At 42.5% G+C, this 25,044-nt stretch carries 21 protein-coding genes; 19 read left to right on the forward strand and 2 right to left on the reverse strand.

Going from position 1 to position 25,044, the window contains the following annotated elements; genetic code table 11:
* Positions 1-100: 100 nt before the first annotated feature.
* From cgtA to pyrF, 14 genes are all read left to right on the forward strand, one after another.
* Complete coding sequence (cgtA, locus tag ACS8FA_RS19200; protein WP_057759175.1) at positions 101-1,306, forward strand: Obg family GTPase CgtA; 1,206 nt, start codon at positions 101-103, stop codon at positions 1,304-1,306.
* A 78-nt stretch (positions 1,307-1,384) separates the two neighbouring features.
* Positions 1,385-2,557: a glutamate 5-kinase gene (gene proB / locus ACS8FA_RS19205; protein ID WP_057759177.1), complete on the forward strand. Its 1,173-nt coding sequence runs from the start codon at positions 1,385-1,387 to the stop codon at positions 2,555-2,557.
* Positions 2,558-2,649: 92 nt separating this feature from the next.
* Entirely contained in the window at positions 2,650-3,786 is a 1,137-nt protein-coding gene (gene hemE / locus ACS8FA_RS19210) for a uroporphyrinogen decarboxylase (protein ID WP_439265693.1), read from the forward strand.
* Between the two features lie 111 nt (positions 3,787-3,897).
* Positions 3,898-4,965, forward strand: a complete 1,068-nt coding sequence (argC, locus tag ACS8FA_RS19215) for an N-acetyl-gamma-glutamyl-phosphate reductase (RefSeq protein WP_201567000.1) — start codon at positions 3,898-3,900, stop codon at positions 4,963-4,965.
* A gap of 103 nt (positions 4,966-5,068) precedes the next feature.
* Positions 5,069-5,935 carry a hypothetical protein gene (locus ACS8FA_RS19220; protein WP_414558927.1) on the forward strand — a complete coding sequence of 289 codons (867 nt, stop codon included), beginning with the start codon at positions 5,069-5,071 and terminating at the stop codon, positions 5,933-5,935.
* Between the two features lie 166 nt (positions 5,936-6,101).
* Complete coding sequence (locus ACS8FA_RS19225) at positions 6,102-6,497, forward strand: ATP-dependent Clp protease adaptor ClpS (protein ID WP_439265691.1); 396 nt, start codon at positions 6,102-6,104, stop codon at positions 6,495-6,497.
* 636 nt (positions 6,498-7,133) lie between these two features.
* Positions 7,134-9,674, forward strand: coding sequence for an AAA family ATPase (locus ACS8FA_RS19230; protein ID WP_439265689.1), 2,541 nt, complete (start codon positions 7,134-7,136; stop codon positions 9,672-9,674).
* A 180-nt stretch (positions 9,675-9,854) separates the two neighbouring features.
* Positions 9,855-10,592 carry a uracil-DNA glycosylase gene (locus ACS8FA_RS19235; RefSeq protein WP_261868746.1) on the forward strand — a complete coding sequence of 246 codons (738 nt, stop codon included), beginning with the start codon at positions 9,855-9,857 and terminating at the stop codon, positions 10,590-10,592.
* Positions 10,593-10,619: 27 nt separating this feature from the next.
* On the forward strand, positions 10,620-11,144 hold the full coding sequence (gene tadA / locus ACS8FA_RS19240; protein ID WP_439265686.1) for a tRNA adenosine(34) deaminase TadA: 525 nt from the start codon (positions 10,620-10,622) through the stop codon (positions 11,142-11,144).
* 189 nt (positions 11,145-11,333) lie between these two features.
* Positions 11,334-12,101 (forward strand): (d)CMP kinase, encoded by a 768-nt coding sequence (cmk, locus tag ACS8FA_RS19245; protein WP_439265685.1) that lies wholly within the window; start codon positions 11,334-11,336, stop codon positions 12,099-12,101.
* A gap of 307 nt (positions 12,102-12,408) precedes the next feature.
* Positions 12,409-14,097: a 30S ribosomal protein S1 gene (gene rpsA / locus ACS8FA_RS19250; RefSeq protein WP_057759193.1), complete on the forward strand. Its 1,689-nt coding sequence runs from the start codon at positions 12,409-12,411 to the stop codon at positions 14,095-14,097.
* A 324-nt stretch (positions 14,098-14,421) separates the two neighbouring features.
* Positions 14,422-14,727: an integration host factor subunit beta gene (locus ACS8FA_RS19255; RefSeq protein WP_057759195.1), complete on the forward strand. Its 306-nt coding sequence runs from the start codon at positions 14,422-14,424 to the stop codon at positions 14,725-14,727.
* A gap of 62 nt (positions 14,728-14,789) precedes the next feature.
* Positions 14,790-15,197, forward strand: coding sequence for a lipopolysaccharide assembly protein LapA domain-containing protein (locus ACS8FA_RS19260; protein ID WP_439265683.1), 408 nt, complete (start codon positions 14,790-14,792; stop codon positions 15,195-15,197).
* 92 nt (positions 15,198-15,289) lie between these two features.
* Positions 15,290-15,988 (forward strand): orotidine-5'-phosphate decarboxylase, encoded by a 699-nt coding sequence (gene pyrF / locus ACS8FA_RS19265; RefSeq protein ID WP_102091941.1) that lies wholly within the window; start codon positions 15,290-15,292, stop codon positions 15,986-15,988.
* Positions 15,989-16,101: 113 nt separating this feature from the next.
* Here the strand turns inward: pyrF and ACS8FA_RS19270 are convergent, their stop codons facing one another.
* Complete coding sequence (locus tag ACS8FA_RS19270; RefSeq protein ID WP_045455674.1) at positions 16,102-16,758, reverse strand: IS1595 family transposase; 657 nt, start codon at positions 16,756-16,758, stop codon at positions 16,102-16,104.
* 163 nt (positions 16,759-16,921) lie between these two features.
* On the opposite strand from ACS8FA_RS19270, the gene ACS8FA_RS19275 reads away from it, so the two are divergent.
* Together ACS8FA_RS19275 and ACS8FA_RS19280 are read left to right on the forward strand one after the other, a co-directional pair.
* Positions 16,922-17,734 (forward strand): metallophosphoesterase, encoded by an 813-nt coding sequence (locus ACS8FA_RS19275; RefSeq protein ID WP_439267271.1) that lies wholly within the window; start codon positions 16,922-16,924, stop codon positions 17,732-17,734.
* Positions 17,735-17,892: 158 nt separating this feature from the next.
* Positions 17,893-18,729: a histidine phosphatase family protein gene (locus ACS8FA_RS19280; RefSeq protein WP_439267269.1), complete on the forward strand. Its 837-nt coding sequence runs from the start codon at positions 17,893-17,895 to the stop codon at positions 18,727-18,729.
* Between the two features lie 161 nt (positions 18,730-18,890).
* Here ACS8FA_RS19280 and rpsT read toward each other — a convergent pair whose 3' ends face one another.
* Entirely contained in the window at positions 18,891-19,157 is a 267-nt protein-coding gene (gene rpsT, locus ACS8FA_RS19285) for a 30S ribosomal protein S20 (protein ID WP_010200097.1), read from the reverse strand.
* A 464-nt stretch (positions 19,158-19,621) separates the two neighbouring features.
* On the opposite strand from rpsT, the gene ACS8FA_RS19290 reads away from it, so the two are divergent.
* The 3 genes from ACS8FA_RS19290 to mfd all read left to right on the forward strand — a co-directional run bounded on the left by ACS8FA_RS19290 (position 19,622) and on the right by mfd (position 24,985).
* Positions 19,622-20,323, forward strand: coding sequence for an NAD-dependent epimerase/dehydratase family protein (locus ACS8FA_RS19290; RefSeq protein WP_057759204.1), 702 nt, complete (start codon positions 19,622-19,624; stop codon positions 20,321-20,323).
* Positions 20,324-20,520: 197 nt separating this feature from the next.
* Entirely contained in the window at positions 20,521-21,057 is a 537-nt protein-coding gene (rraA, locus tag ACS8FA_RS19295; protein WP_439267266.1) for a ribonuclease E activity regulator RraA, read from the forward strand.
* A gap of 217 nt (positions 21,058-21,274) precedes the next feature.
* The gene (gene mfd, locus ACS8FA_RS19300; RefSeq protein ID WP_439267264.1) at positions 21,275-24,985 is read left to right on the forward strand and encodes a transcription-repair coupling factor; all 3,711 of its coding nucleotides are present in this window, start codon (positions 21,275-21,277) and stop codon (positions 24,983-24,985) included.
* Positions 24,986-25,044: the final 59 nt, after the last annotated feature.

Below are 25,044 nucleotides of genomic sequence, written 5' to 3' on the forward strand. Positions count from 1 at the left end.
TATACAGTGTTCATTTTGACGCAACAACATAGCAAAACCCCAAAATACAACCGTTGGTTGTCACCAGTCATAGACTGGATTGTGAATTAAGGAACGTAAGATGCGATTTATTGATGAAGCCGTCGTAACGGTAAAAGCAGGTGACGGTGGTAACGGAATCGCCAGTTTTCGCCGAGAAAAGTATGTCCCACGTGGTGGACCTGATGGTGGTGATGGCGGCAAGGGCGGAGATGTATATGTCATTGCAGAAGACAACACCAACACCCTAGTTGACTATCGTTATACGCGTCGTCATGACGCCATGCGTGCTGAGAACGGCCATAGTAGAAACTGTTCAGGTAAAGGGTCTGATGATCTTTATTTGCCAGTACCAGTTGGTACGACGGTAGTTGATACCGAAACAGATGAAGTATTGGGCGATTTGATTGAGATCGGCCAGACACTACTGATTGCCAAAGGTGGTGACGGTGGTCTGGGTAATACCCATTTCAAAAGCTCGACCAACCAAGCGCCGCGTAAAGCGACGTCAGGTTTTGAAGGCGAGCTAAAAGTTCTTAAGTTTGAGCTAAAAGTAGTGGCTGATGTTGGTTTGATTGGTTTGCCTAACGCTGGTAAGTCGACCTTTATCCGTCAAGTCTCTGCTGCTAGACCAAAAGTGGCTGATTATCCGTTTACCACCCTAGTACCAAACTTGGGTGTGGTCGATATTGGTCGTCATCGCTCATTTGTGATGGCAGATATTCCTGGTCTTATTGAAGGCGCATCAGAAGGCGCAGGACTTGGTATTCGCTTCTTAAAACATGTTGCGCGTACGCGTCGTCTGCTACACTTAGTTGATGTCAAGCCTGTTGATGGCAGCGACCCAGTCGAGAATGCCCGTGTTATTTTAAACGAGCTTGAGCGTTTTTCTCCTGAATTAGCCAACTTACCGCAGATTTTGGTATTAAACAAAATCGATCAGGTCAATGATGAAGATTTGAACGCGCTTTGTACTCATATCGTCGCCGAGCTTGGTTGGACTGGTATGGTCTTCCGTACGGCAACGCTAACTGGTGAAGGTGTTGATGCGGTCAAATATCATCTAATGAATGACATCGAACTTGAGCGTGAGCGTGAAATAGAAGATCCTATCTTCGCTGAAGCACAAAAAGAACGTTTCGAGCGTTTAGAAGCTGAAGTACGTCTTAACACTGAAGCACAGCGTGAAGCATATCGTGCAGCTCGTAAAGCGGCGCGTGAAGGCTTGGATGCGTCTGATTTTGACGACGATGATGACGATGGCGTTGAGGTAATGTACGTTCCTTAAGCTAGTATGCTTGAGCAGTTATACTTGAATTGTGAATTTAATCCCTACAATCAATTGATATGAAAAAAAGGAGTTTATATGGCAGATGACATAGCAAACACGATGGAAGAAGCAAGATTTGTTAAGCAAACTCGCAACTTTGATATTCAGCGCGTTATTGTCAAAATTGGTTCATCATTATTAACCAATAACGGTCGAGGGCTGGATCGTACTGCCATATATGAGTGGGCAAAGCAAATTGCTAAGCTGCACAAAAAAGGCGTTGAGGTACTGCTGGTATCATCAGGTGCCGTTGCTGAAGGTGTGGTACGTATGAACCTTGAGGAACGTCCCAAGAAACTAGCAGCACTACAAGCCTGTGCTTCTATTGGTCAAATGGGGTTGATTGAAACATGGTGGTCAGCTTTGATTCAGCATGGTATTCAAAGCTCGCAGCTACTGTTAACTCATGATGATTTGTCTAATCGTAGCCGTTATCTTAATACGACGGGTGCGTTGACCCAGTTATTAGAATGGCGCGTACTACCTGTTATCAACGAAAACGATACCATCACGATTGATGAGATTAAATTTGGCGATAACGATACCTTGGGTGCGATGGCAGCCGCGATGGTTAATGCTGATTTGTACATTATCTTAACCGATCAAGAAGGTGTCTTCACTGATAACCCACGTGATAATCCTGATGCCAAGATGATTCGCCAAGAACGTGCAATGGCTGATTATTTATTTGATATTGCAGGAGACGGCGGTAAGCTTGGACGCGGTGGTATGTTGACCAAAATCCGTGCTGGACGCCTTGCGGCAATGGGTGGCTGTCCTACCGTTATCGTCAGCGGTGCTATCGATGACGTTATTACCCGTGTGGTATCAGGCGAAGCAGTTGGTACCTTGCTGACGACTAATGACGAAGACAAGATCATCGCGCGTAAACAGTGGCTAGCTGCGCATCTGCGCATGTCAGGTAGCTTGGTCGTCGATGCAGGTGCTGCAAGAGCATTGACTGAGCACAATAGAAGTTTATTGCCAGTGGGTGTTGTAGAAGTGCAGGGCGGATTTGACGAGGGTGATGTGGTAGAAATCATCCATCAAGATACAGGTGAGCGTATTGCCGTTGGGCAGGTAAACTTTTCATCGAATGATGCGCGCCGCGTCGCTCGTGAGCGTACCGAACAGTTCGATAAGATCTTTGGCAGTAGCGAAGAACGTGTGGTCATGGTACATCGCGACAATCTTGCATTAACTGTATAGCGCTTTCATATAACCTTTTTTATTCAACTTATTTTATCCAGCACAATATCCATTTATAAATATGGATATTGTGCTGTTTTGGAGATTTGTACATGAGTGCTTCAGACGGTAGTAACTCGGTTCAGCAACAGTTTGCACCTTTAAAAAATGATAGATTGCTACGTGCATTACGTTTTGAGCCCATTGATACCACACCGGTATGGATGATGCGCCAAGCTGGTCGTTATTTGCCAGAGTATAAGGCCACTCGCGCTGAAGCGGGTGACTTTATGAGTCTGTGCAAAGATACAGACCGTGCTACTGAAGTGACTCTGCAGCCATTGCGCCGTTATGATTTAGATGCTGCTATTTTGTTTAGTGATATTCTAACTATTCCTGATGCGATGGGACTAGGCTTGTATTTCGAAACGGGTGAAGGCCCTAAGTTCAAACATCCTATCCGCGAACAGGCTGACCTTGATAGATTGCCAGTGCTTGAGCCAAACGACTCTCTAGATTATGTAATGCGTGCCGTAACCAGCATTCGTAAAGCATTGAATGGTCAAGTTCCATTATTCGGTTTTTCTGGTAGTCCGTGGACGTTGGCTACTTATATGATAGAAGGCGGTAGCTCAAAGGATTATCGTTATACCAAAGGCTTCTTATATAGTAACCCTGATTTTTTACATCAGTTATTAGACAAGCTTGCGACGTCAGTTATTGACTATTTAGATGCCCAAATCGTTGCTGGCGCTCAAATCGTTCAGATATTTGATAGTTGGGGCGGGGCATTAGGCCATCGTCAATTTATCGAATTTTCACACATTTATAATAAGCGTATTGTCGCCGAACTAAAGGCACGTCATCCGCAAGTACCTGTAGTGCTATTCACTAAAGGTGGTGGGTTATGGCTTGATATCCAGGCTGACAGCGAAGCGGATGTGTTAGGTCTAGACTGGACGATGCCGATTGATCGTGCACGTCAAGTATTGACTGAAAGTCAGCGTCAATTGACTAAAAAGCATAAAAAACTGCAAAGCAGCAAAGCTATCCAAGGTAACTTAGATCCAGCGACATTATATGGCTCGCCTGCAACTATCCGTTCTGAAGTCAATGCGATGCTTGACCGTGCTTACGCTGATGGCGAAAAGACTGGTTACATAGCAAACTTAGGTCATGGTATCACCCAATGGGTCAATCCTGACAATGCCAAAGTGTTTGTGGATGCAGTACACGATTATAAAATTTAAGAGTCAGAATATTTAGAGACTGATTCTGTCTTTATTCTGTATTTGTAGAATTACAGGCAAACATAGAATCTATCAGTGCATATTTAGTATTTACCAAGAAAAGGGTGTTTTATGATTTCAGCAGCGATCGTCGGTGGTACAGGCTATACGGGTATTGAGCTCATTCGCTTATTATCTGCTCATCCTGAGGTTTCTATTGATTTATTAACTTCTCGTAGCGAAGCTGGCACTCGTGCTGATGAAATCTTCCCAAGCTTACGCGGTGTGTCTGACATCGTTTTTAGCGACTTGGGTGATAATACGCTTGCTGCACTGCAAAAATGTGATGTTGTGTTTTTTGCGACTCCGCATGGTGTTGCAATGAAGCAAGCTGAAGCGCTTACACAAGCTGGCGTCAAGGTCATCGATTTGGCTGCTGATTTTCGTTTGCAGTCACTGACTGACTTTGAGCATTGGTACAAGCAGTCACATGCTTGCCCTGAATTGTTGAAAACAGCAGTCTACGGTCTACCAGAAATCAATCGTGACAAGCTTGCGAATGCGTTACTAGTAGGCAACCCAGGTTGTTATCCAACTACTGCGATTTTGGGTTTGAAGCCGATCATTGAAGCTCAGAATAAGCAAGCAGAGCGTTTGATCGAGTCTCGTATCGTTATCGATGCAAAATCTGGTGTATCTGGCGCAGGTCGTCAAGCATCACTTGCGCTTAACTATGCTGAGACGACGGATAGCTTTAAAGCTTATAGCGTCGAAGGCCATCGTCATTTACCAGAGATTGAGCAGGGTGTGGCACAGTTATTAGACAGTCAATTCGCGCATCGCATTCGCTTTTTACCGCATTTAGTACCGATGATTCGTGGCATGCTCAGCTCTATTCATATGGAGTTGACCGATGCTGGTGCTGCTATCGATTGGCAGCAAGCGTTTGAAAATAGCTATGCGTCAGAGTTGTTTGTTGATGTCATGCCAAAAGGTCTTTATCCCGATACGCGCAGTGTTCGTGCTAGTAACCGTCTACGCATTGCGGTACATCAGGACAATGAGCGCGCTGAGCTAACAGTTATCGTCGTTCAAGATAACTTAGTCAAAGGTGCTGCTGGGCAGGCTGTTCAAAACATGAACGTGATGTTTGGTTTTGATGAGTCAATGGGGCTAAACTTTGCACCGATTGTTCCTTAATATCAACGACTTCATATTCCAATCATTCACATTTGCGGTGCTAGGTATTGATTATAAATTCGGCTATAATGACTTGCCCTTACCCTTAAGAGATACTGTCTAAATGCGTTCTCAGCTCGTACTACGCTTTTGCTCACAGCCAGCACGTCTATCGTGCAAAGACTTGGTTATAGATAGCTTGGAGCGCAAACAGCATTTCTTTAGAAATAATAATGTCCCTATAAGTGGTATTGCTAGCTCACAACGCGGCGCTTCTACATTGGTATTGGCACTGTTTGTAGTGGCTGTATTAGTGACAGCGGTGGTTGGGCTGGTATTCGGTCATAAGCTTGGTTACCAACGTGGCCTTCATTCGATGGAAACAGAAGCCAAGCAAGCAATCATTGATAGCACTGAAGCGACACAAGCACTAGAAGATTTGCGCCTGAGCAATAAGATAGCTACTAATCAAGCGGCAACTGCCAAACAAGAACTGGCCATCAGTTTGGCTAATTTAAAAGAACTGCGTGAGAGCCAGCAAGAATTAACAGTAGAAAATAAGCAAGTATCGCAGCTCAATGAGCTATATTCAGATGTCATCCGTAAGAAAGGTGGTATGCCTTTACAGGTATTAGGTGCCAAAATTTCGCCATTACCTGAAAATGCTTTTGAGTATGGTTTTGATATTGGGATGCTCAGTAGCGACGGTCAAGCCAAACGCTTGAGGCCTGTATTGACGCTACTTAACAATGATGACCTTGTAGAAGTGCCACTTGACCCTGCATATCATATGATCGAAGGTATCGTTCGGATACGTGGTCGCTTTGTAATGCCATCAGGCTTTAGACCGTTGCAAGCTAAACTGACTTTGCAAGCTGGTGGTCAGAAAGTAGAGCAATTGTATGACTGGAAGCTCGGTGATAGTGTGGATAACATGCTACCATCGCTCCTAGATTTACCAGAAGTTGATGAAAGTCCTATCGTACCTTAATTACCTCATGTCTTAATGAAATACTCAGTGACGATGCTGTGGTTGAAATCTAAGCACAATAGCCCTAGTTAGTGGTTGTGCTTTATACCATGCCTTATCGCCTGCCTTAACAATCTCTTCTATCTTAAACTTACCTTATAATTATATTTTGATTATGATGAAAAAAATGATATCACAAGCCACGCCAACGGTTGCTGATTGGCACTTTCCCAATATGCCTGCTCATCGTGCACAAGACGGTGATACCGATGGTGAAACGTCACCGCAAGCAGATATATTGGTCGCAGAGCCTGAAGTAGCCAAACCGCCTATGTATGCGGTCGTTATGTACAATGACAACTACACGCCGATGGAGTTTGTTGTATACATATTGCAGTCAGAATTTCGTCATAGTATGGATTCTGCGGTCGAGATTATGCTGACTATTCATAATAGCAGCAAAGGTATTGCTGGCATTTATCCTAAAGATATCGCCGAGACTAAGGCCAAAAAGGTAAATAGTCTGGCACATCGTGAAGGTTATCCGTTATTAACTCAAATCGAACCGCATCAAGGCGAGTAGAGCAATTTATTAATTTTTTATACTGATATATGGCTCTATTAAAGCTTTACCTACAGTTCTCTCCTTCTAAGCAATCCATATCAAAGCTCACCTTTATAGTGAGCTTTTTCGACTTTTCAGTCACTCCTCTTATAAATGAACTTTGCCTTTTAAAATATTTTTATTATTCATATAGTATTGATTTCTATAGCGAATAACCCTATCTATTAAACAGCCTGTCCAATAATTTTAGACTAAGTATCTCCGTTGAATTTGCTAAAACCACGTCATTTCTAGCTTTTCAAATATCAATCTCTCTTTCTATCTAATCAGTTTTTCAACATCTAATATTCGTTATTAAGGTTGTCGCTACTAGCTTGTAGCACGCTTTGATACATTTTAGTCTGTGTTAATAGATTGACTCTGTCGAAGTATCGTGTTGATATAAAGAAAAGCGGCCATGGATAGTTGTGATTACTGTTGGCTGATAGCGAGATTATAGTATTTAATCAATAGTCTACCGCTCACCTCATTTATTCATGACTTCTAATAATACGAATATAGCCCTTGAACAATTCATCTACCGCCCTGATTTACTTACTAACTCATTCATAAAACTATCAATTATAAAGATAGATATAACCGTAGGAAGTTGTTATGTTAAGTCGTCATCTTGAAGTTTCTCTACGTTTAGCAATGACGCTTGCGCGCCAAAAATCGCATGAGTATCTCACTGTTGAACACCTGCTTTTGGCCTTATTAGAAAACACTCATGCTGCCAATACGTTGACTGCTTGTAATGCTAATGTCTCGGCGTTGCGTACCGAGCTTGAGGTTTATATTAATAAACACACGCCAACTATCGATGCTGATACAGAACAGTCACCGCAGCCCACTCAAAGCTTTGATCGTATCTTGCAGCGTGCTATTTTTCACGTGCAGTCAATTGGTGGTGGTCGATTGGTAGAAGGTTCTGATATTTTGGTCTCTATGTTTTCAGAACATGATACCTATGCTGTCTACCTACTTAAAAAACAAGGCATCAGTCGCCTTGAGCTAACGCAGTATTTATCACACGGCCAAGATAAAGAAGAGCCTTCTGAATCACGCGGTTCTGCAGGTGCTGAGCGTCGTAGTACCTCGGAAAAGACCAGCAAAGATCCATTGGTTGAATTTGCGACCAATCTAAATCAGCGAGCTGCTGAAGGTAAAACAGATCCTTTGATTGGTCGTGCTTCTGAAATTGAACGTGCTGCCCAAGTACTGTGTCGTCGTCGTAAAAATAACCCATTGCTAGTAGGTGAGCCTGGTGTAGGTAAAACCTCTATCGCTGAAGGTTTAGCATGGTTAATTATTAATGACAAAGCACCGAAGCCCCTTAACGGTTGCGTGATTTATAGCCTTGATATTGGCTCACTGATTGCAGGAACTAAGTATCGCGGTGACTTTGAAAAACGCATGAAGTCATTGCTTGATGCGTTAAAGAAAAAACCAAATGCTATTCTTTTTATCGATGAAATTCATATGATTATTGGTGCTGGTTCATCTATGAGCAGCAATATGGATGTATCGAACCTTATTAAGCCAGCGCTTGCTAACGGTGAGCTGCGTTGTATCGGTTCAACAACTTTTACTGAGTATCGCCAAGTATTTGAAAAAGACCATGCATTGTCGCGTCGTTTCCAAAAAATCGATGTTAAAGAACCTAGTGTGGATGACACCATCGATATCCTGCGTGGTCTAAAACCTCGTTATGAAGAATTCCATAATGTTGAGTATACTGATGAAGCGTTGGTCACAGCGGTACAGTTATCAGCCAAACATATTCATGAGCGTTTTTTACCTGATAAAGCCATTGACGTGATTGACGAAGCAGGTGCGTATAAGCGCTTAGGCGTAGTGCCTGATGTCGATGATATCGAAGCGGAAGAAAGTTTCATTGCTGATTTAGAGCAAGATTTTGATGCGCAGATTGATGCTGATATCGAAGGTATCGATGGTGATACAGATAATGAAATGCAGGATGAAGCAGCGACTGCGAAAGCAAGCGATAGTGCTAAATCAGCAGATGGTGTGAAATTGTCAAAAGGTCAAAAGCCACCGATGAAAATCGATGTTGCTGATATCGAGGCTATTATTGCTAAGTTAGCCCGTATTCCACCCAAGTCTGTATCGAGTGATGACAAGAGTATCCTTGAGCACCTAGATCGAGATCTGAAGCACTTGGTATTTGGTCAAGATGAGGCAATTGCCACATTGGCTGATGCTATCAAGCTATCACGTGCAGGATTAAAAGCACCAGATAAGCCAATTGGTTCGTTTATGTTTGCAGGTCCAACTGGTGTGGGTAAAACAGAAGTATCGCGTCAGCTAGCGAACCTGTTAGGTGTAGAGTTAGTACGCTTTGATATGTCAGAGTATATGGAAGCGCACACGGCATCACGCTTGATCGGTGCGCCTCCAGGTTATGTTGGCTATGATCAAGGTGGCTTACTTACTGAAAAAATCAATCAGCATCCACATTGTGTGTTGTTGCTTGATGAGATTGAAAAGGCGCATCCAGATGTCTTCAACTTGTTACTACAAGTAATGGATCATGGTACGTTAACTGATAACAATGGTCGTGTGGCTATCTTTAAGCAAGTCATCGTTATTATGACAACGAACGTTGGTGCTGATAGTATCAGTCGCTCGTCAATGGGCTTCACTCAACAAGACCATAGCCGTGATAATACAGAATCACTGAAACGTGTCTTCACGCCAGAGTTCCGTAATCGTTTAGACGCCATTATTCAGTTCAACCCTCTAGATACGTCAGTTGTTGTATCAGTTGTCGATAAGTTCTTGGTGGAATTGCAAGTGCAACTTGATGATAAGCAAGTGACATTAGAGATTGATGATGATGTACGTGACTACTTGGCGGATAAAGGCTATGACCGTCTAATGGGTGCACGTCCGATGCAGCGTCTGATTCAAGATGAAATCAAAAAACCGTTGGCAAGTATGATTTTATTTGGTGATTTGGTCAATGGCGGTGTCGTGCATCTGACCTTAGAGCCTAAAGTCGATGATTCTCAAGAGAATGATACGATGAAGCCTGATAAGGTGTCAGACAAAGGCTCAGCTGATAGTCGTATTATTCTGACAGTCGTTGAAACTCATGAACCACAACCCGATTCTGAATCTCTTGCTAGCTAAGTTGTTTAATATTGATGTCACAAAAACGGCTACCGTATTACTGCGGTAGCCGTTTTTTTATTGCTATAATTCATCAACAAAGCGTACACCGTTTTTTGTTAGTATGATTATTTACAGTAAGCTAGTTTTAACAAAGCTATGGAACTTATAACAAGATAACAAGTATAAAAAGGACACACTATGGAACTGTTTGATGAACCGACAACCAAGACTCCAGAACAAAAACAAGCGATTTTAGACAATGTCCGTTTACCAGAAGATTGGAAAATGGCATTAGCAGATGAATTAACGTCTGAAAATATGGACAATCTACGCGCATTTTTAAAGGAAGCCTATCAGTCAGACGACAGTATCTATCCGCCTGCACCATTAATGTTCAATGCGCTGAACCTTACGCCGTTATCGCAAGTCAAAGTGGTAATCTTGGGCCAAGATCCTTACCATCGTCCAGGTCAGGCTATGGGGTTATCATTTTCTGTTCCTAAAGCCATTCCAAAGCCACCATCACTAAATAACTTGCTTAAAGAGATGGCAGATGACATTGGTATTCGCCCTTCAGCACATGGTGATCTGACGTACTGGGCGCAGCAAGGCGTTCTACTGCTTAATAGCTCACTAACTGTGCGAGAAGGCGAGCCAAACAGTCATCAGAATAAAGGCTGGGAGCAGTTTACTGACGCTGTTATTGATGCCGTTAATGAACAGACAAAGCATACTGTGTTTATTTTGTGGGGTAGTAAAGCCCAAAAGAAAGGTAAGTATATCGATACGGATAAGCATTTGATTCTAACAGCGGTACATCCATCACCACTGGCGGCAAACCGTGGCGGCTTCTTTGGCACTAAACCTTTTTCTAAAACAAATGACTACTTGGTGCAGTATGGCCAAACTCCAATTGACTGGCAATTACCACAATAAATGCAAAATATACAGAATATAAGCTTAATGCCGTATCAACCCTTAAATATTCAGTCCAGCACCTTTTGGTCAGTCGAAGACGTTAAATGGATGCGAGAGGCAATTGAACTTGCTAAGCAAGGTGCTGAGCGAGGAGAGGTACCGGTAGGTGCGGTATTGGTACATGACCAGCAAGTTATCGGCCAAGGGTTTAATCAACCTATTAGTAGCCATGATGCTACTGCGCATGCAGAGATAGTTGCATTAAGAGACGCTTGTACGCGTTTAGAAAACTATCGATTGCCGCTACAGACTACTTTATATGTCACTCTGGAGCCTTGTACGATGTGTATCGGTGCTTTAATCCATGCGCGTGTAAACAAGCTGGTGTACGCAGCGAGTGAACCGCGTGCTGGGATGGTTGGTAGTCAAATGGACTTATCATTACAACCTTTCTACAACCATAGTATCCAAGCCTATAATGGATTATGCAGCGAGCATAGTAGTCAAATACTAAAGTCATTTTTTCGTGAGCGTAGGCAAGCGGCGAAAAAGAATAAGGTCACTATGTAAACTCAAAATACTAATAAACAAGATATCAGTCTTGGTGCTAGTGGTCACGATGATTTTTTGCTATAATATTGCCCTATTTGATAGCACCCATCTTAATAGGCTATTAAAGACTTAACATACGAATAAATATTGTTTTATTAATGACATACGATAAGCGATATAAGTAACGCATATTATTGAGTAAGTATTATGACTAGTTCTACACCTGATAATGTTTTACTCAATACAGAGAATAGCCACACCTCATCAGTGCGCTATCCTGTTATTTGTATCGATGGTCCTAGTGGCGCTGGTAAAGGCACTGTCACATGGCGTCTGGCACAAGTGTTAGGCTATCAGTTGTTAGACTCTGGTGCACTTTATAGAATTGTTGGGCTAAAAGCCTTTGAAGCGGGTTTAATCAGCGCAGATGCCAGACAACCAATTGACGAAGATGCTGTATTAGCATTGACTGAAAGCTTGGAGATAGCGTTTGTACCGAACAATGACTCAGGGCGTGTAGACATCATTGTTAATGGACAAGCAGTAGGTGAGCAAGTACGCAATGAAACGGTTGGAGGCTATGCATCACAGATAGCTGTCTTTCCACAGGTTCGCCAAGCATTGCTCAAGCTACAACAAGATATGGCCACTCGTTCAGGTTTGGTTGCTGATGGTCGCGATATGGGTACGGTTGTTTTCCCAGATGCTGATGTTAAAGTATTTTTGACGGCCAGTGCTGAAGCCCGTGCAGAGCGCCGTGTGACTCAGTTGTTGAACGCTGGTCAAACAGCAGATTTTGAAGCGATTTTAGCGACGATAAAAGAGCGTGATGACCGTGATGAAAATCGTAGTACAGCGCCATCGAAGCCTGCGGCAGATGCTTTATTGCTTGATAGTTCAGCGCTGAATGCTGATGCAGTATATGAGCAGGTCAAAAAGCATTGCCAAGATAAAGGTGTATTTTTCACTAGTTAGTCATTTAATAGCTAGTAAAAACAACATATTAAGTACTAAAAAGTTTCCTATTAATCATTGTTTTAGTATAAAATAATGCGGTTAAGTTGAATTTTATTAAAGCAGTAAGAAAAACCTATTTTGTTTAGGGTATTGCATTCAATATAAGACAGTTGTTGTTAGTCAGTTTTAATTACGATGAGCTCACTATCAACAAACGTTTTTTTATATGATTGCATGGGATATAAAACCAGTATTTCGTTCTATACAATCATAAATTTGATCCGTACTGTGCTGGACAGGATACGGCTATACAAAGGTAGACATAATGGAATCATTTGCTGAACTATTTGAAGCGAGCATTGAAGAGCAGGGCCTAGATATCGAGCGTGGCTCGGTTATTACAGGTGCTGTTGTGGCCATCGATAGCGATTGGATCACAGTAGATACTGGTCTTAAATCTGAAGGTATCGTCGCTCGTGAAGAGTTTTTAAGCGAAGAAGGCGAACTTGAAGTTGAAGTTGGCGATAGCGTTGATGTCGTAGTTGAAGCGGTTGATAACGGCATGGGTCAAACCTTGCTGTCACGTGAGAAAGCTAAACGTGTTGAAACTTGGAACTTCCTTGAAAAAATCGCTGATAACGATGAAATCGTTAAAGGTATCATTTCAAGCAAAGTTAAAGGCGGTTTCACTGTAGATATCGGTTCAGTACGCGCGTTCTTACCAGGTTCATTGGTAGATGTACGTCCTATCCGTGATACAACGCATCTTGAAGGCAAAGAGCTAGAATTCAAAGTCATCAAACTTGACCAGAAACGCAACAACGTTGTTGTTAGCCGTCGTGCAGTTATGGAAGCTGAAAACTCAGCTGAGCGCGAAGAGCTATTGAACAAGCTTGAAGAAGGCATCGAGATCGAAGGTATCGTTAAGAACCTTACTGATTACGGCGCGTTCGTTGATCTAGGTGGTATCGATGGTCTATTGCACATCACTGACATGGCATGGCGCCGTATCAAGCATCCATCTGAAGTTGTTGAAGTTGGCCAAGACCTAAAAGTTAAAGTATTGAAGTTTGACCGTGAACGCAACCGCGTTAGCCTAGGTCTAAAACAACTTGGTACTGATCCTTGGGATAACGTTGGCGGCACTTACCCAGTAGGTAGTGTTGTAAAAGCTCGCGTAACCAACTTGACTGACTATGGTTGTTTCGCTGAGATTTCTGAAGGTATTGAAGGTCTAGTACACGTATCAGAAATGGATCATACCAACAAAAACATCCACCCATCTAAAGTTGTTCAAGTGGGCGATGAAGTTGAAGTAATGATTCTTGATATCGATGAAGAACGTCGTCGTATCAGCCTAGGTATCAAACAAACTCTAGCTAACCCATGGGATGAGTTTGATAAGAAACATGAGCGCGGTGATAAAATCACTGGTACTATCAAATCAATCACTGACTTCGGTATCTTTATCGGTCTAGACGGTGGTATTGATGGTCTTGTTCATCTATCTGATATCTCTTGGAACGAAACTGGCGAAGATGCTATTCGTAACTACAACAAAGGCGACACCGTTGAAGCAATGGTATTGTCTGTAGATGCAGAAGCTAACCGTATCAGCCTAGGCGTGAAGCAGTTAAGCTCTGATCCATTCAACGAATACCTAGTCAACAATGACCGTGGTGCTATCGTTAATGGTAAAGTAAAAGAAGTAGACGCTAAAGGCGCTACTATCGAACTTGCTGACGAAGTTGAAGCTTATCTACGTGCTTCTGAAATCCAACGTGACCGCGTTGAAGATGCAACTAAGCATCTGACTGTTGGTGATGACGTTGAAGCGAAAATCATCAGTGTTGATCGTAAAACACGCAATATCAACTTGTCTATCAAAGCGAAAGACGAAGCTGAAGAGCGTCAAGCGATTAAAGATCTTGGTAGCACGAACACTACTGCTGCTCCAGGTTCTGATGCACAGCCAAAAACGATTGGTGATTTGATCAAAGAGCAAATGCAGTAAGCTGCAAACTATTGATATAAAAGTAATATAAAAAAAGCGACTTCGGTCGCTTTTTTTTATGATTAGATTTTATTAACACAGTTAGTAATAGAGGTTTTTAGCCAAATGGGCAAACTCTTATTCCCATTTACGCTAATATCCGCTATCATTTGCACCATTGAGTAACGAGATGATAGTTATAAGCTTTTTATAGTCATAATATGATTCTGAATGTTAGTTTTCAAAGATTCAGTATATATAGTTTAATTATCCAAACGCATTTACGTACTATAGAGCGTTGACTTATCATCAGCTTATCCATCAATCAACAAGGCAAGCGTAATAATGCAGCAAGCGATTAACAAATCCGAATTTATTAGTAATTTGAGTGCAAACTGTGACAACATGGCAGACACCGTGGTTGATGACGCAGTGCGTGAAATCTTAAACTTGATGACCCATACTTTAGCCAATGATGGCCGAGTCGAAGTTCGCGGATTCGGTAGTTTTTGTCTACATCACCGCCGTGCCCGTATGGGACGCAATCCTAAGACAGGTGAAAGCGTACCTGTGCCGGCTAAAGCGATCCCACATTTTAAGCCAGGTAAGGCCTTACGCGAAGCAGTAAACGATACGGTAGCAAACGGTTAATTAAACCAGCACTGGCTATCTAACCGTCAAAATTTATCATTCCAAACAGAGGTAACTGTCTCATGCGCTTTCTACTATTTGTATTGCTATTCTTGAGCTTTGCCTATTCACTTGGTTTGGTATTGGCAAATAATACTGAGGTCGGAGTCAACCTACTGTTTTCACAAGCACCTACGATGAATCTAGGGTTGCTACTTATTTTGTGTTTGATGCTAGGTATTGTTATTGGTATTTTACTGGCATTGCTTATCTTTCGTGTGCTGCAAAATAAGTGGGAAATCTCACGTCTGCAAAAAGCAAACGCAAATCTACAAGAGCAATTGACTCAAGCCAATACAGTTATCGATCGTCAAGCAAGCGCGCCAACAGTAGATGAAGCTGTTTATGGTGCTTCTGCTGCCAATGTACAAAATAGTGACGCAACTAGCCTAACTGAAGGCTCTACTCTTTCTAAGCGTAGACGAGATTAAGTTGTTAGGTGATCTGCTAGGTGATAGCTTAACGATCGCAGTACTGACCTCAAATACAATACTTTGATAACTTCAAAATATATGGTAAAACCATGAATAATGTAATTAACTCTCCAGTTGTCGTCGCTCTAGACAATATGACGGTAGAGGCGTCTCTAGCGTTAGCTGACCAGTTAGATCCATCTCAATGCCGATTAAAAGTCGGTAAAGAGCTGTTTACGCGTTGTGGCCCTGATATCATCAAGGCACTGCATCAACGTGATTTTGAAGTGTTCTTAGACTTAAAATTTCATGACATTCCGAATACCACTGCTCAAGCAGTGTTAGCGGCCGCTGAGCTTGGTGTATGGATGGTGAATGTCCATGCTAGCGCAGGGTTAGAGGCCATGTCGTTGGCAAAACAGCGTTTGCTAGATAGAGATCTTGATACCTTGCTCATCGCAGTTACCGTATTGACCTCTATGGATAGTGAAGCGTTGATGCAAACAGGCATCACTGATAGCTTAGATACCCAAGTAAGCCGATTAGCACAATTGACCAAGCAAGCTGGTCTTGATGGGGTAGTTTGCTCGGCTCAAGAAGCAAAGGCACTCAAAGCATTATGTGGTCAAGACTTCAAACTGGTAACGCCTGGTATTCGCTTAGCTGAAGACAATGCAGATGATCAAAAACGTATCTGTACACCAAGTCAGGCGCTAATAGACGGTTCTGATTATTTAGTCATTGGTCGTTCGATCACTCAAGCTTCAGATCCTGCTGCTAAACTACAGACAATACTTCAAAGTATTTAAGTTTGAATAGACGTTAAGAAAAAGAGACAGCCTAAATGGCTGTCTTTTTACTTTTTGATGGCAAAGAAAAAGCTGCTACACTACTTAAATTTAGGGGCTGTAGTAGATAAGGATTAAATATCACACCATTTTCTCAAGGTTTTCAGCTGATTAGATGGTGAGCCATAGTTGAATCTAAACTCGCACTCTTTTAAAAACAAATGGAAGTTCTTCTTATTAATCCCATTATACTTTCTGAGTGTTCGTTTGGACTGATTCCAGAAGTTCTCAATGCCATTGATGTGATTGTTCTTACCGCAAATGAACTCTATAGAGTGATTGACTCTGAAATGTTTAAACTCACTCACATCTAATGCATTGTAACTTCGATAGCTATCCGTATAAACAAAGCTGTCAGGCTTGATTTTACGCTTAATAACAGGCATTAGGGTAGTCTGTTTGGTGTCTGCTACGACAATGGTATAAACCTTACCGTTTCGTTTTAGAATACCAAATACAGCGGTTTTACCAGCAGCCCCGCGACCTCTTTTGCCTTTGCGTACACCGCCAAAGTAACTTTCATCTAATTCGACCTCACCATCAAAAAGCTCATCAGCTTCTAATGAGAGATGGTAATCTATCACAAGTCTTATTTTATGATAAAAAAGTGCAGCAGTATTAGGCTGAATATCAAGCAAATCTGCGGCTGTTCTAGCAGTCACTTCAGCCGTAAAAAACTCTAACAGCCTTCGCTGTGCTTTTTTACTTAGTTTACAACGGGTTATCTTCATAAAAGTAGTCTAGCATAGTGCTTATCTACTACAGCCCCTAAATTTATTCTTACAGTATCTCCAAAATATAATAACTATATTAAAAACGCTCATGTAGCTAAATATTAGTAGTACTGCTATGAGCGTTTATCGCTAATTAGATTTTTAATAATAACGCCACTAAATGATGTTGAATAATATGAAATTACAGATATTGAGTGACTTACATATTGATAGTTATGCACGTCAATCGCACCCCGTTGGACATATTCCTAAAACTGATGCAGATCTAGTATTGGTAGCAGGAGATACTGCTAATAGCGACAAAGGTATGCCGTGGTTGCAAGAACAAGCGGCGCGCTTAGAAGTTCCCCTGATTACTATCGCTGGTAATCATGAATACTTTGATGAAGACGTATTGAGCTTTGACCATAAACTGGCAACTTGGGATAACTATGATACTGTGTCTAAAAAAGGCGTTCGCGTCTTACAATGTCAGCATATCGATATCGGTGATATACGCCTTTTAGGTTGTACGCTTTGGACAGACTATCAGTATCATGCTAATGAAGACACCATGGCCGCTGCTCGTCATTTCATGCGTGATTACAAGCAAATCTATGCAGACAATGGATTGTTTTCACCTGAAGTATCTATTCAAATTCATGCCAAGCATCGTCAGTGGCTACAGCAAGCATTGATCGAATCTCATGAACTAGGTAAAAAAACAGTAGTCATGAGTCATCATAGCGTCAGTGCATTATCGGTGTCTGAAAAATATGCCAATCTACCAAGTAATGCGGCTTTCGTTAGTGACTTGTCAGGATGGATGCACGAAGACTGGGCACCGATGCTATGGGTACACGGACATACTCATGAAGCATTTGATTATAAAATTGGTAATACGCGAGTGATCGTTAATCCACGAGCTTATCCAAATGAGGTTAGTAGTACCGCATTAGAGTTCGCGTGGGACAAAGTCATTGATGTTGGCTAGGACCGTGTGTAAATATCTGGTAAATTTCTACTCGTTGAGGAATTAAACTCTTTTGAATAAAGTGTCTTTTCGAAAGAGTGCAGAGTATTTATAAGATATATTGCAACTAGATTTGTCTGTGGTTCATTCCTAATAAGAAATCTGCTAGGCTTGCTGTCATGAGTAAATATCTAAATAACACCCTGTCCAAAATATCTGCTGACAAGCTTGCGAGTCACACACCAAGCGCGCCTGCACCTTCGCACCTACCAGATAGTATGATTTCCTCCGTTAGCCTATTGCCTGAAAATAAGCGGCTGATACTATTTACCAGGCACTCTTTACGCGAGCGTTCTGATGGTAATGGCTTTGCTAGCTATCAGCTACCGTTGACTCCTAAAGGCCGTATACTGGCAAAGTCTTGGGGTCGTTGGTTATCAGGTCATCTACCATATTCGCTCAACGTCGATAGTATTTCTAGCCCCATTGGGCGTTGTGTTGCTACCGCGCAGTTGATGCAAGAGGGAGCTGGTCTAGAGCGTAATATTGCACATCAGTCGCTGTTGGTTGAGCCTGGTAGTCTCGTCACTGATCCTGAAATAGCCAATCCTGTGTTCAAAGAAATTGGCGTGTTGAACTTTATTAATCGTTTTTTGCAAGGCAATCTCGAAGGGACTAAAAACACCTATCAAGGCGGTTTGGATATCCTATCGCTTTTTTACCAGAATCAGCCGCAGCATGGCCATCTGATGCTCGCTGTGAGTCATGACACGTTGCTATCTGCGTTCTTAGCAGTCATGTTCGATGTGGTAGAGATTGATTGGAATGATTGGCCAAAGATGATGGAAGGCGTGTTCTTATGGTTCGATGATAAGCCCTTTGATCAAGCGAGCGCGCATTTTATTTGGCGGGGTCAGGTATATACTCGGCCGATTAGTTCATTGTTAGACGGTTACCGTGCAGCTGGTTACCATCCTAGCAAATTGCTATTGCCGCCAGAAGTGCAGTGGACTTGATGTTTTGTTCTTAATCGCAAATTGAAATTAGTTGATAGGGAAGCTGTTCATTGAATACGTTTTGAATAGGCATAAAAAAACCTTGCTACGGTATTAGAACCAGTAACAAGGTTTTAGTCATTACGCTATAAAAGCGAAATGCGGTCTAATCAATACAAATCTTAAGCTTGTAGGCCTTTGATTGTTTTGTTTAGGCGGCTCTTACGACGAGCAGCTTTATTCTTATGAATAATACCTTTGTCAGCCATACGATCAAGAACTGGTACCGCTTTTTTGTAAGCTTCGGTAGCCGCGTCATAATCTTTAGCTGCGATAGCCGCATCAACACGTTTTAAGTAAGTACGAACCATAGAGCGTTGTGACGCAGAGTTCTGACGACGTTTGGTGTTTTGACGGGCGCGTTTACGAGCTTGTGCAGTATTAGCCACGCGTATCTCCTTGATAAAGATAGATAAAAATATGAATGTTGATTGCAATAATGGGTTTAACAATCATCGGTGACGAGCAGCCGTCTCGTCAAATATGATGTCGATGTCTGATATTAAAGTATCTAATATGAATAGATCATCGTAAGCGTCAGAGCTGTTTGGAATAATTAAACAGCGTTGACGTGTAAAGCCGATTATCTTAGCAAATTATTGAACTAAGGACAATATATTTGATGATTAATGCTCAAAGAAGTTACGTAATATCATCGAATTTGGGTCATTCTAGTAACTAAATTAATAGTAAGCGCTGACAGACATAGAGCGTTGATAAAATCTCTTACAATATATCCTATATAATAGCGTCAGTTATTGAGGAATTTAGGTATGATATTCTAACGATAGACCTTGATATAGGTATTTTCTCATCAATATAGTTCATCTAATGTTATATAAGTGGATAGGGTATGCAGCGAAAAGCAATTGTGATTGGCGCAACGGGGTTAGTAGGGCAGCATTTGGTAAAGCAACTGAGTGAGCTTTATGACACATTGATTGTGATTGCTCGTCGCCCGCCACGCTACATTAATGCCAGCATGCGTTTTTATCAAATCAATGATTTTGATAATCTCTCTGAAGTGTTTGCAAGTGTTGGTGCCGATCGAACCACGGATGCTTTTAGTTGTTTGGGTACGACAAAAAAGCAGGCTGGTAGTGATGAGGCTTTTCGCAAGGTAGATCGAGACTACAACGTAAACTTTGCTAAGTTGTGTCGTGATAAAGGGGTAGAGAATTTCTTTTTACTCTCTTCAATGAATGCAGATATTGACAGCCGTTTTTTATACAATCGAGTCAAGGCTGAGACAGAGCAGGCTGTTATGGCATTAGATTTTGGACAATTGGTCGTTTTCCGCCCGTCATTATTGCTTGGTAAGCATAAAGGTCGTCCGCTTGAGAGCATTGGTCAAAAAGCCTTTAAGCTCATTTCTCCCTTGGTGTCAGAGTCGCTATCGTTACATCCTATTTCTGCCAAACGCGTTGCTAGTGCCATGGCCATGAGTGCTCATGATATCTACCATCGTAGTAAATATCGTACTGAACCTCAAATTAAGCATATCGACATTATCGAAAATAAGCAGATGCTAGCGATGACCCGTGTTAAAAAATAAAAGGACAGTTTTTCTAGTGACAGATTCAGTCTTAAAACTGGAAAGTTACAGATATCGATTGTTAATTGCATTGGGACAAGATTGCATTAGAACAAAAATATAAGAGTAAAAAACACAATAACTATTAACTATTATCAAAGCATCAATCAGTATTGAAACACCAGTCAGTTGAATCACTAAAACAAGGAGCAGAAGCAATGTCAGAATCGATACAAATGGATAGAGGGAATTTTGTCACTTGTGATCTATTGGATGCCAATCCTGAGTCGCAAGTATGCTTGCCAAATATCGAAGGTAAGTCATTCCGTCAGTTTGGTGCGAAAGACAAATTCTGCGGTGAAATCGTGACGGTTAAGTGTTTTGAAGACAATAGCCGTGTTAAATCACTACTGAATAGCGATGGCAAAGATAAAGAAGGCAATGGCAAAGTATTGGTTGTTGATGGTGGCGGCTCTATGCGTTGTGCATTGTTAGGCGATATGATTGCACAATCGGCTATCGATAATGGCTGGGCTGGAGTTATTGTATATGGTTGTGTCCGCGATGTTGATGACATGGCAGAGATGGCGCTTGGTGTGATGGCGCTTGGTTGTATCCCGCGTAAATCGACCCGCCGAGATGAAGGTCAAACAGATGTCGAAATCAGCTTTGGTGACTTAACGTTGAACTCGGGTATGTTCGTTTATGCTGATAATAATGGCATTATTGCTAGCGATAAACCACTTATCAGCTGAAGTTTTAGGCTTGGCTTGATTAGTAAAAACGAAAACCTCAGCTTATCAGTTGGGGTTTTTTGTTATGTAATGACAGTTAAAGCGCAATAATCGTTGTTAACACTTACTCATTAATGGGTAAACTCTTAAGTGACAAACCGTTACGGCATAAGTTTTGGTAATTGCTCAAATATTCGTATAATAGCTTTCTGACTCCTTAACTTTGATCCTATTCTTTATGCCTATTACTGCTTTGACTGATGCGTTTGACCCTATTAACCAGCAGTTGTTTCCTATCCAAAATGCCGAGCGGCGTTGGCTAGCGCCTGTCCATGGTGCGGTCAGCAGTTTATGGTTGGCAAGCTTGGTGCAAACGCCTATGTGGAATGTTGCCGAGCGCCTAAAAGTCGTGGTGGCACGTGACCAGAACCAACTCAATCAGATAGAGACTGAGCTAGCATTTTGCGGAGTCGATGCTTATGTGTTCCCTGACTGGGAGACACTGACTTATGATGAGCTATCTCCGCATCAAGACATCGTCAGTGAGCGTATCAATCTGTTGACGGATATGCCAAAATCGGGCGTGCTGCTTATTTCGATACAAGCTCTCATGCATCGCGTCGCACCGCCAAGTTGGTTAATTGGACAGCACTTTGATTTGAGTGTCGGTGATCGGTTTGATATCAATACCCAACGTGGGCTGTTGGCAAAAGCAGGTTACCGAGGGGTTGAAAATGTCTTTGAACCAGGTGAGTTTGCAGTACGTGGCAGTATTATTGATATTTTTGCCATGGGTCAGCCTTTTCCGCTACGTTTAGACTTGTTCGATGATGAAATTGAAACGATACGCTTTTTTCATCCTCAAACGCAGCGTACATTGACTGCCGATGATTTGAAGGCGATGTTAACGGGTAACGATACCAGTATGGCGAAAGAGTCGCTGTCACTACTGCACAAAATGCCAGATATCTCTAAACCTATCGAACAATTTCAAATCTTGCCTGCAAAAGAGTTTCCGCTTGATGAAGGGCGTGAGACGTTCCGCACGAACTTTGCTGCGATGTTCCCTAATACCAGTAGCCGCAAGTCTGAGCTGCACAAAGACGTAATGGCAGGAATTGCCAGTAGTGGGCTTGAGTATTATCAGCCGCTATTTTTTGACTTAAAAGATTGGGAGGCGGAGAGTAGTTTATTTTCCTATTTACCAAGCGATGCATTATTTATCACCGATGAATTAATCAATGAAAAACAAGCCGATTACTGGTCACAAATCCAGCGCCGCTACGAAGAGCGTCGCCATGATATTGATAAGCCTATCGTAGAGCCAGCAATGCTGTATCTATTATCTAACGCGCTTAACGAACAGCTAAACCAGTATCCACGAGTAATATTAAGTGCTCGTGATGAACTGGCTACGATGAATGATGTGGCAGCGTCAGAAGGTAAAGACTCCTCTCAGCCGCAACTCTCATTAACGCCTACTAAACAACAAGGACTGGTGACATTAAGTGCTCAAGAGCCGCCACAATTAGCAGTTAATCATCAAAAGTCTGAACCATTATCCGAATTGCTCGACTTCTTGGATACGCAATCAAAGACTTCAACACCTGTACTAATCGTTGCAGAAACCGCAGGCCGTCGCGAGATTCTTATCGAACTGTTCAAAGGCAAGATTGATATCAAGGCGTACGATAGCTTTGAAGCCTTTCTAGCCGCAGATAAAACCAGCGCTATTAATAACAGTCATCTACCGCATGTCGGTCTGACCGTAGCGCCAATTGAGCGCGGTGTCTATGTGCCTGAACGCTTGGTGTTGATTAGTGAGACGCAGCTGTTTGGTCGTCAAGTTTTACAGACACGCCGTCGTCGCCAAAGCGGGGTATCAGAAGAATTCTTGGTTAAGAGCGTCACTGAGATAACAGATGGCAGTCCAGTGGTACATATCGAGCATGGTATCGGTCGTTATAATGGCTTGATTACCTTAGATGTGGGCGATGGTGAGCAAGAGTTTATCCACTTAAAGTATTCTGATGACGCTAGTATCTACGTGCCAGTGGCCAATCTGCAAATGATTAGTCGCTATAGTGGCGGCGATCCTGCCTTAGCACCACTCCATAAGATTGGTAGTGGTAAATGGGACCGAGCCAAGCAAAAAGCATTGGAGCAAATTCATGACGTCGCTGCTGAATTACTCAATATGCAGGCAAGACGTGAGGCTAAAGTTGGCATTCATTTCAAAATAGACCCATCGCAGTATGAGCTATTTGCCAGTCAGTTTGCCTTTGAAGAAACCGCTGACCAAGCTAATGCCATTCATGCGGTTATGGAAGACATGAGACAAAACCAACCGATGGATCGTCTTATTTGCGGCGATGTTGGTTTTGGTAAAACAGAAGTCGCGATGCGAGCGGCGTTTATTGCCGTTAGTGCTGGTTATCAGGTTGCCGTGCTGGTGCCTACCACATTGCTTGCCGGTCAGCATGAAGACAACTTCCGCGATCGTTTTGCCGATTGGCCAGTCCGTATCGAGAGCTTATCGCGCTTTGGCGGCAAAAAACATCAGGAGATGGTATTGGCTGATTTGGCTGCTGGCAAAGTGGACATCGTCATTGGTACCCATAAACTGCTACAACCAGATGTGAAGTTTGCAAATCTTGGACTGATGATTGTTGATGAAGAGCATCGCTTTGGAGTGCGTCATAAGGAGCGTATCAAAGCGATTCAGACAGATGTCGACAGCATGTCTATGACTGCGACTCCGATCCCTAGAACGCTTAATATGGCGCTCTCAGGTATGCGCGATATGTCGATTATCGCCACACCGCCTGCCCGTCGTCTTGCTATCAAAACTTTTGTGATGCAAAAGACAGAAGCCTTGATGAAAGAAGCCATATTGCGTGAGCTTCTGCGCGGTGGGCAGGTATATTTGCTACACAATGATGTTGCTAGTATCGAGCGTATGGCAGAGACCATTCGTGACCTAGTGCCAGAAGCACGAGTAGGAGTAGCCCATGGGCAAATGCAAGAGCGTCAGCTTGAGCAGATCATGCAGCAGTTTTATCATAAAAAGTTCAACGTGTTGGTTTGCTCTACCATTATTGAAACGGGTATTGATGTGCCTAATGCCAATACGATCATCATTGAGCGCGCTGATAAGTTTGGTCTTGCGCAATTACATCAGCTGCGCGGCCGAGTAGGACGTAGTCATCATCAAGCGTATTGCTACTTACTAGTGCCTTCTCTGAAAGGCCTTAAAGGTGATGCCAAGCGCCGTTTGCATGCGATCGAGCGTGCTAATACTTTAGGTGCAGGCTTTATGCTGGCAAGTGAAGATTTAGAGATTCGCGGCGCAGGTGAGATATTGGGTAAGCAGCAAAGTGGTAATATGCAGGCGATTGGTTTTAGCTTATACATGGATATGCTTGAGCGTGCGACTAAAGCCATTAAAGCTGGCAAGGAGCCTGACTTAAATACACCATTGTCGTTGACCAGTGAAATTAATCTACACAGCTCTGCCCTCATTCCAGAGGAGTATCTACATGACGTGCATCAGCGCTTATTGTTCTACAAGCGTATTAGCAATACCGATGATAAAGAAGCATTAACGGATATTCGTACGGAGATGATAGACCGCTTTGGGGCATTGCCAGATCAAACCAAGCAATTATTCGCCATTCATGGATTACGTTTACAAGCAGAGCCGCTTAAAATCAATAAAATTGATGCCAACAGTAGTAGTATGACACTGGAGTTTGCGCCAGACACTCCAGTTGATGCGTTAGCGATTATCAAGTTAATCCAATCAAATGGTCAGCATTATCGTATGAATGGCGCATCTGGTATCCGTTACCAAAATAGCGATAAGTTAGCCACACCGCAACAGCGTGTGACGGTCATACAAGAGCTGCTGCGCTATTTTAGCGAGCACATGGTGACAGAGCCTGCTTAGTACATGGCTAGATATCAGTAGGCTCAGTAGTCATATTAAGCCAATAAATTATGGTGCTA

This window comes from Psychrobacter sp. 1Y1 (genome assembly GCF_051847395.2).
In the GTDB taxonomy this organism is placed as follows: Bacteria; Pseudomonadota; Gammaproteobacteria; order Pseudomonadales; family Moraxellaceae; genus Psychrobacter.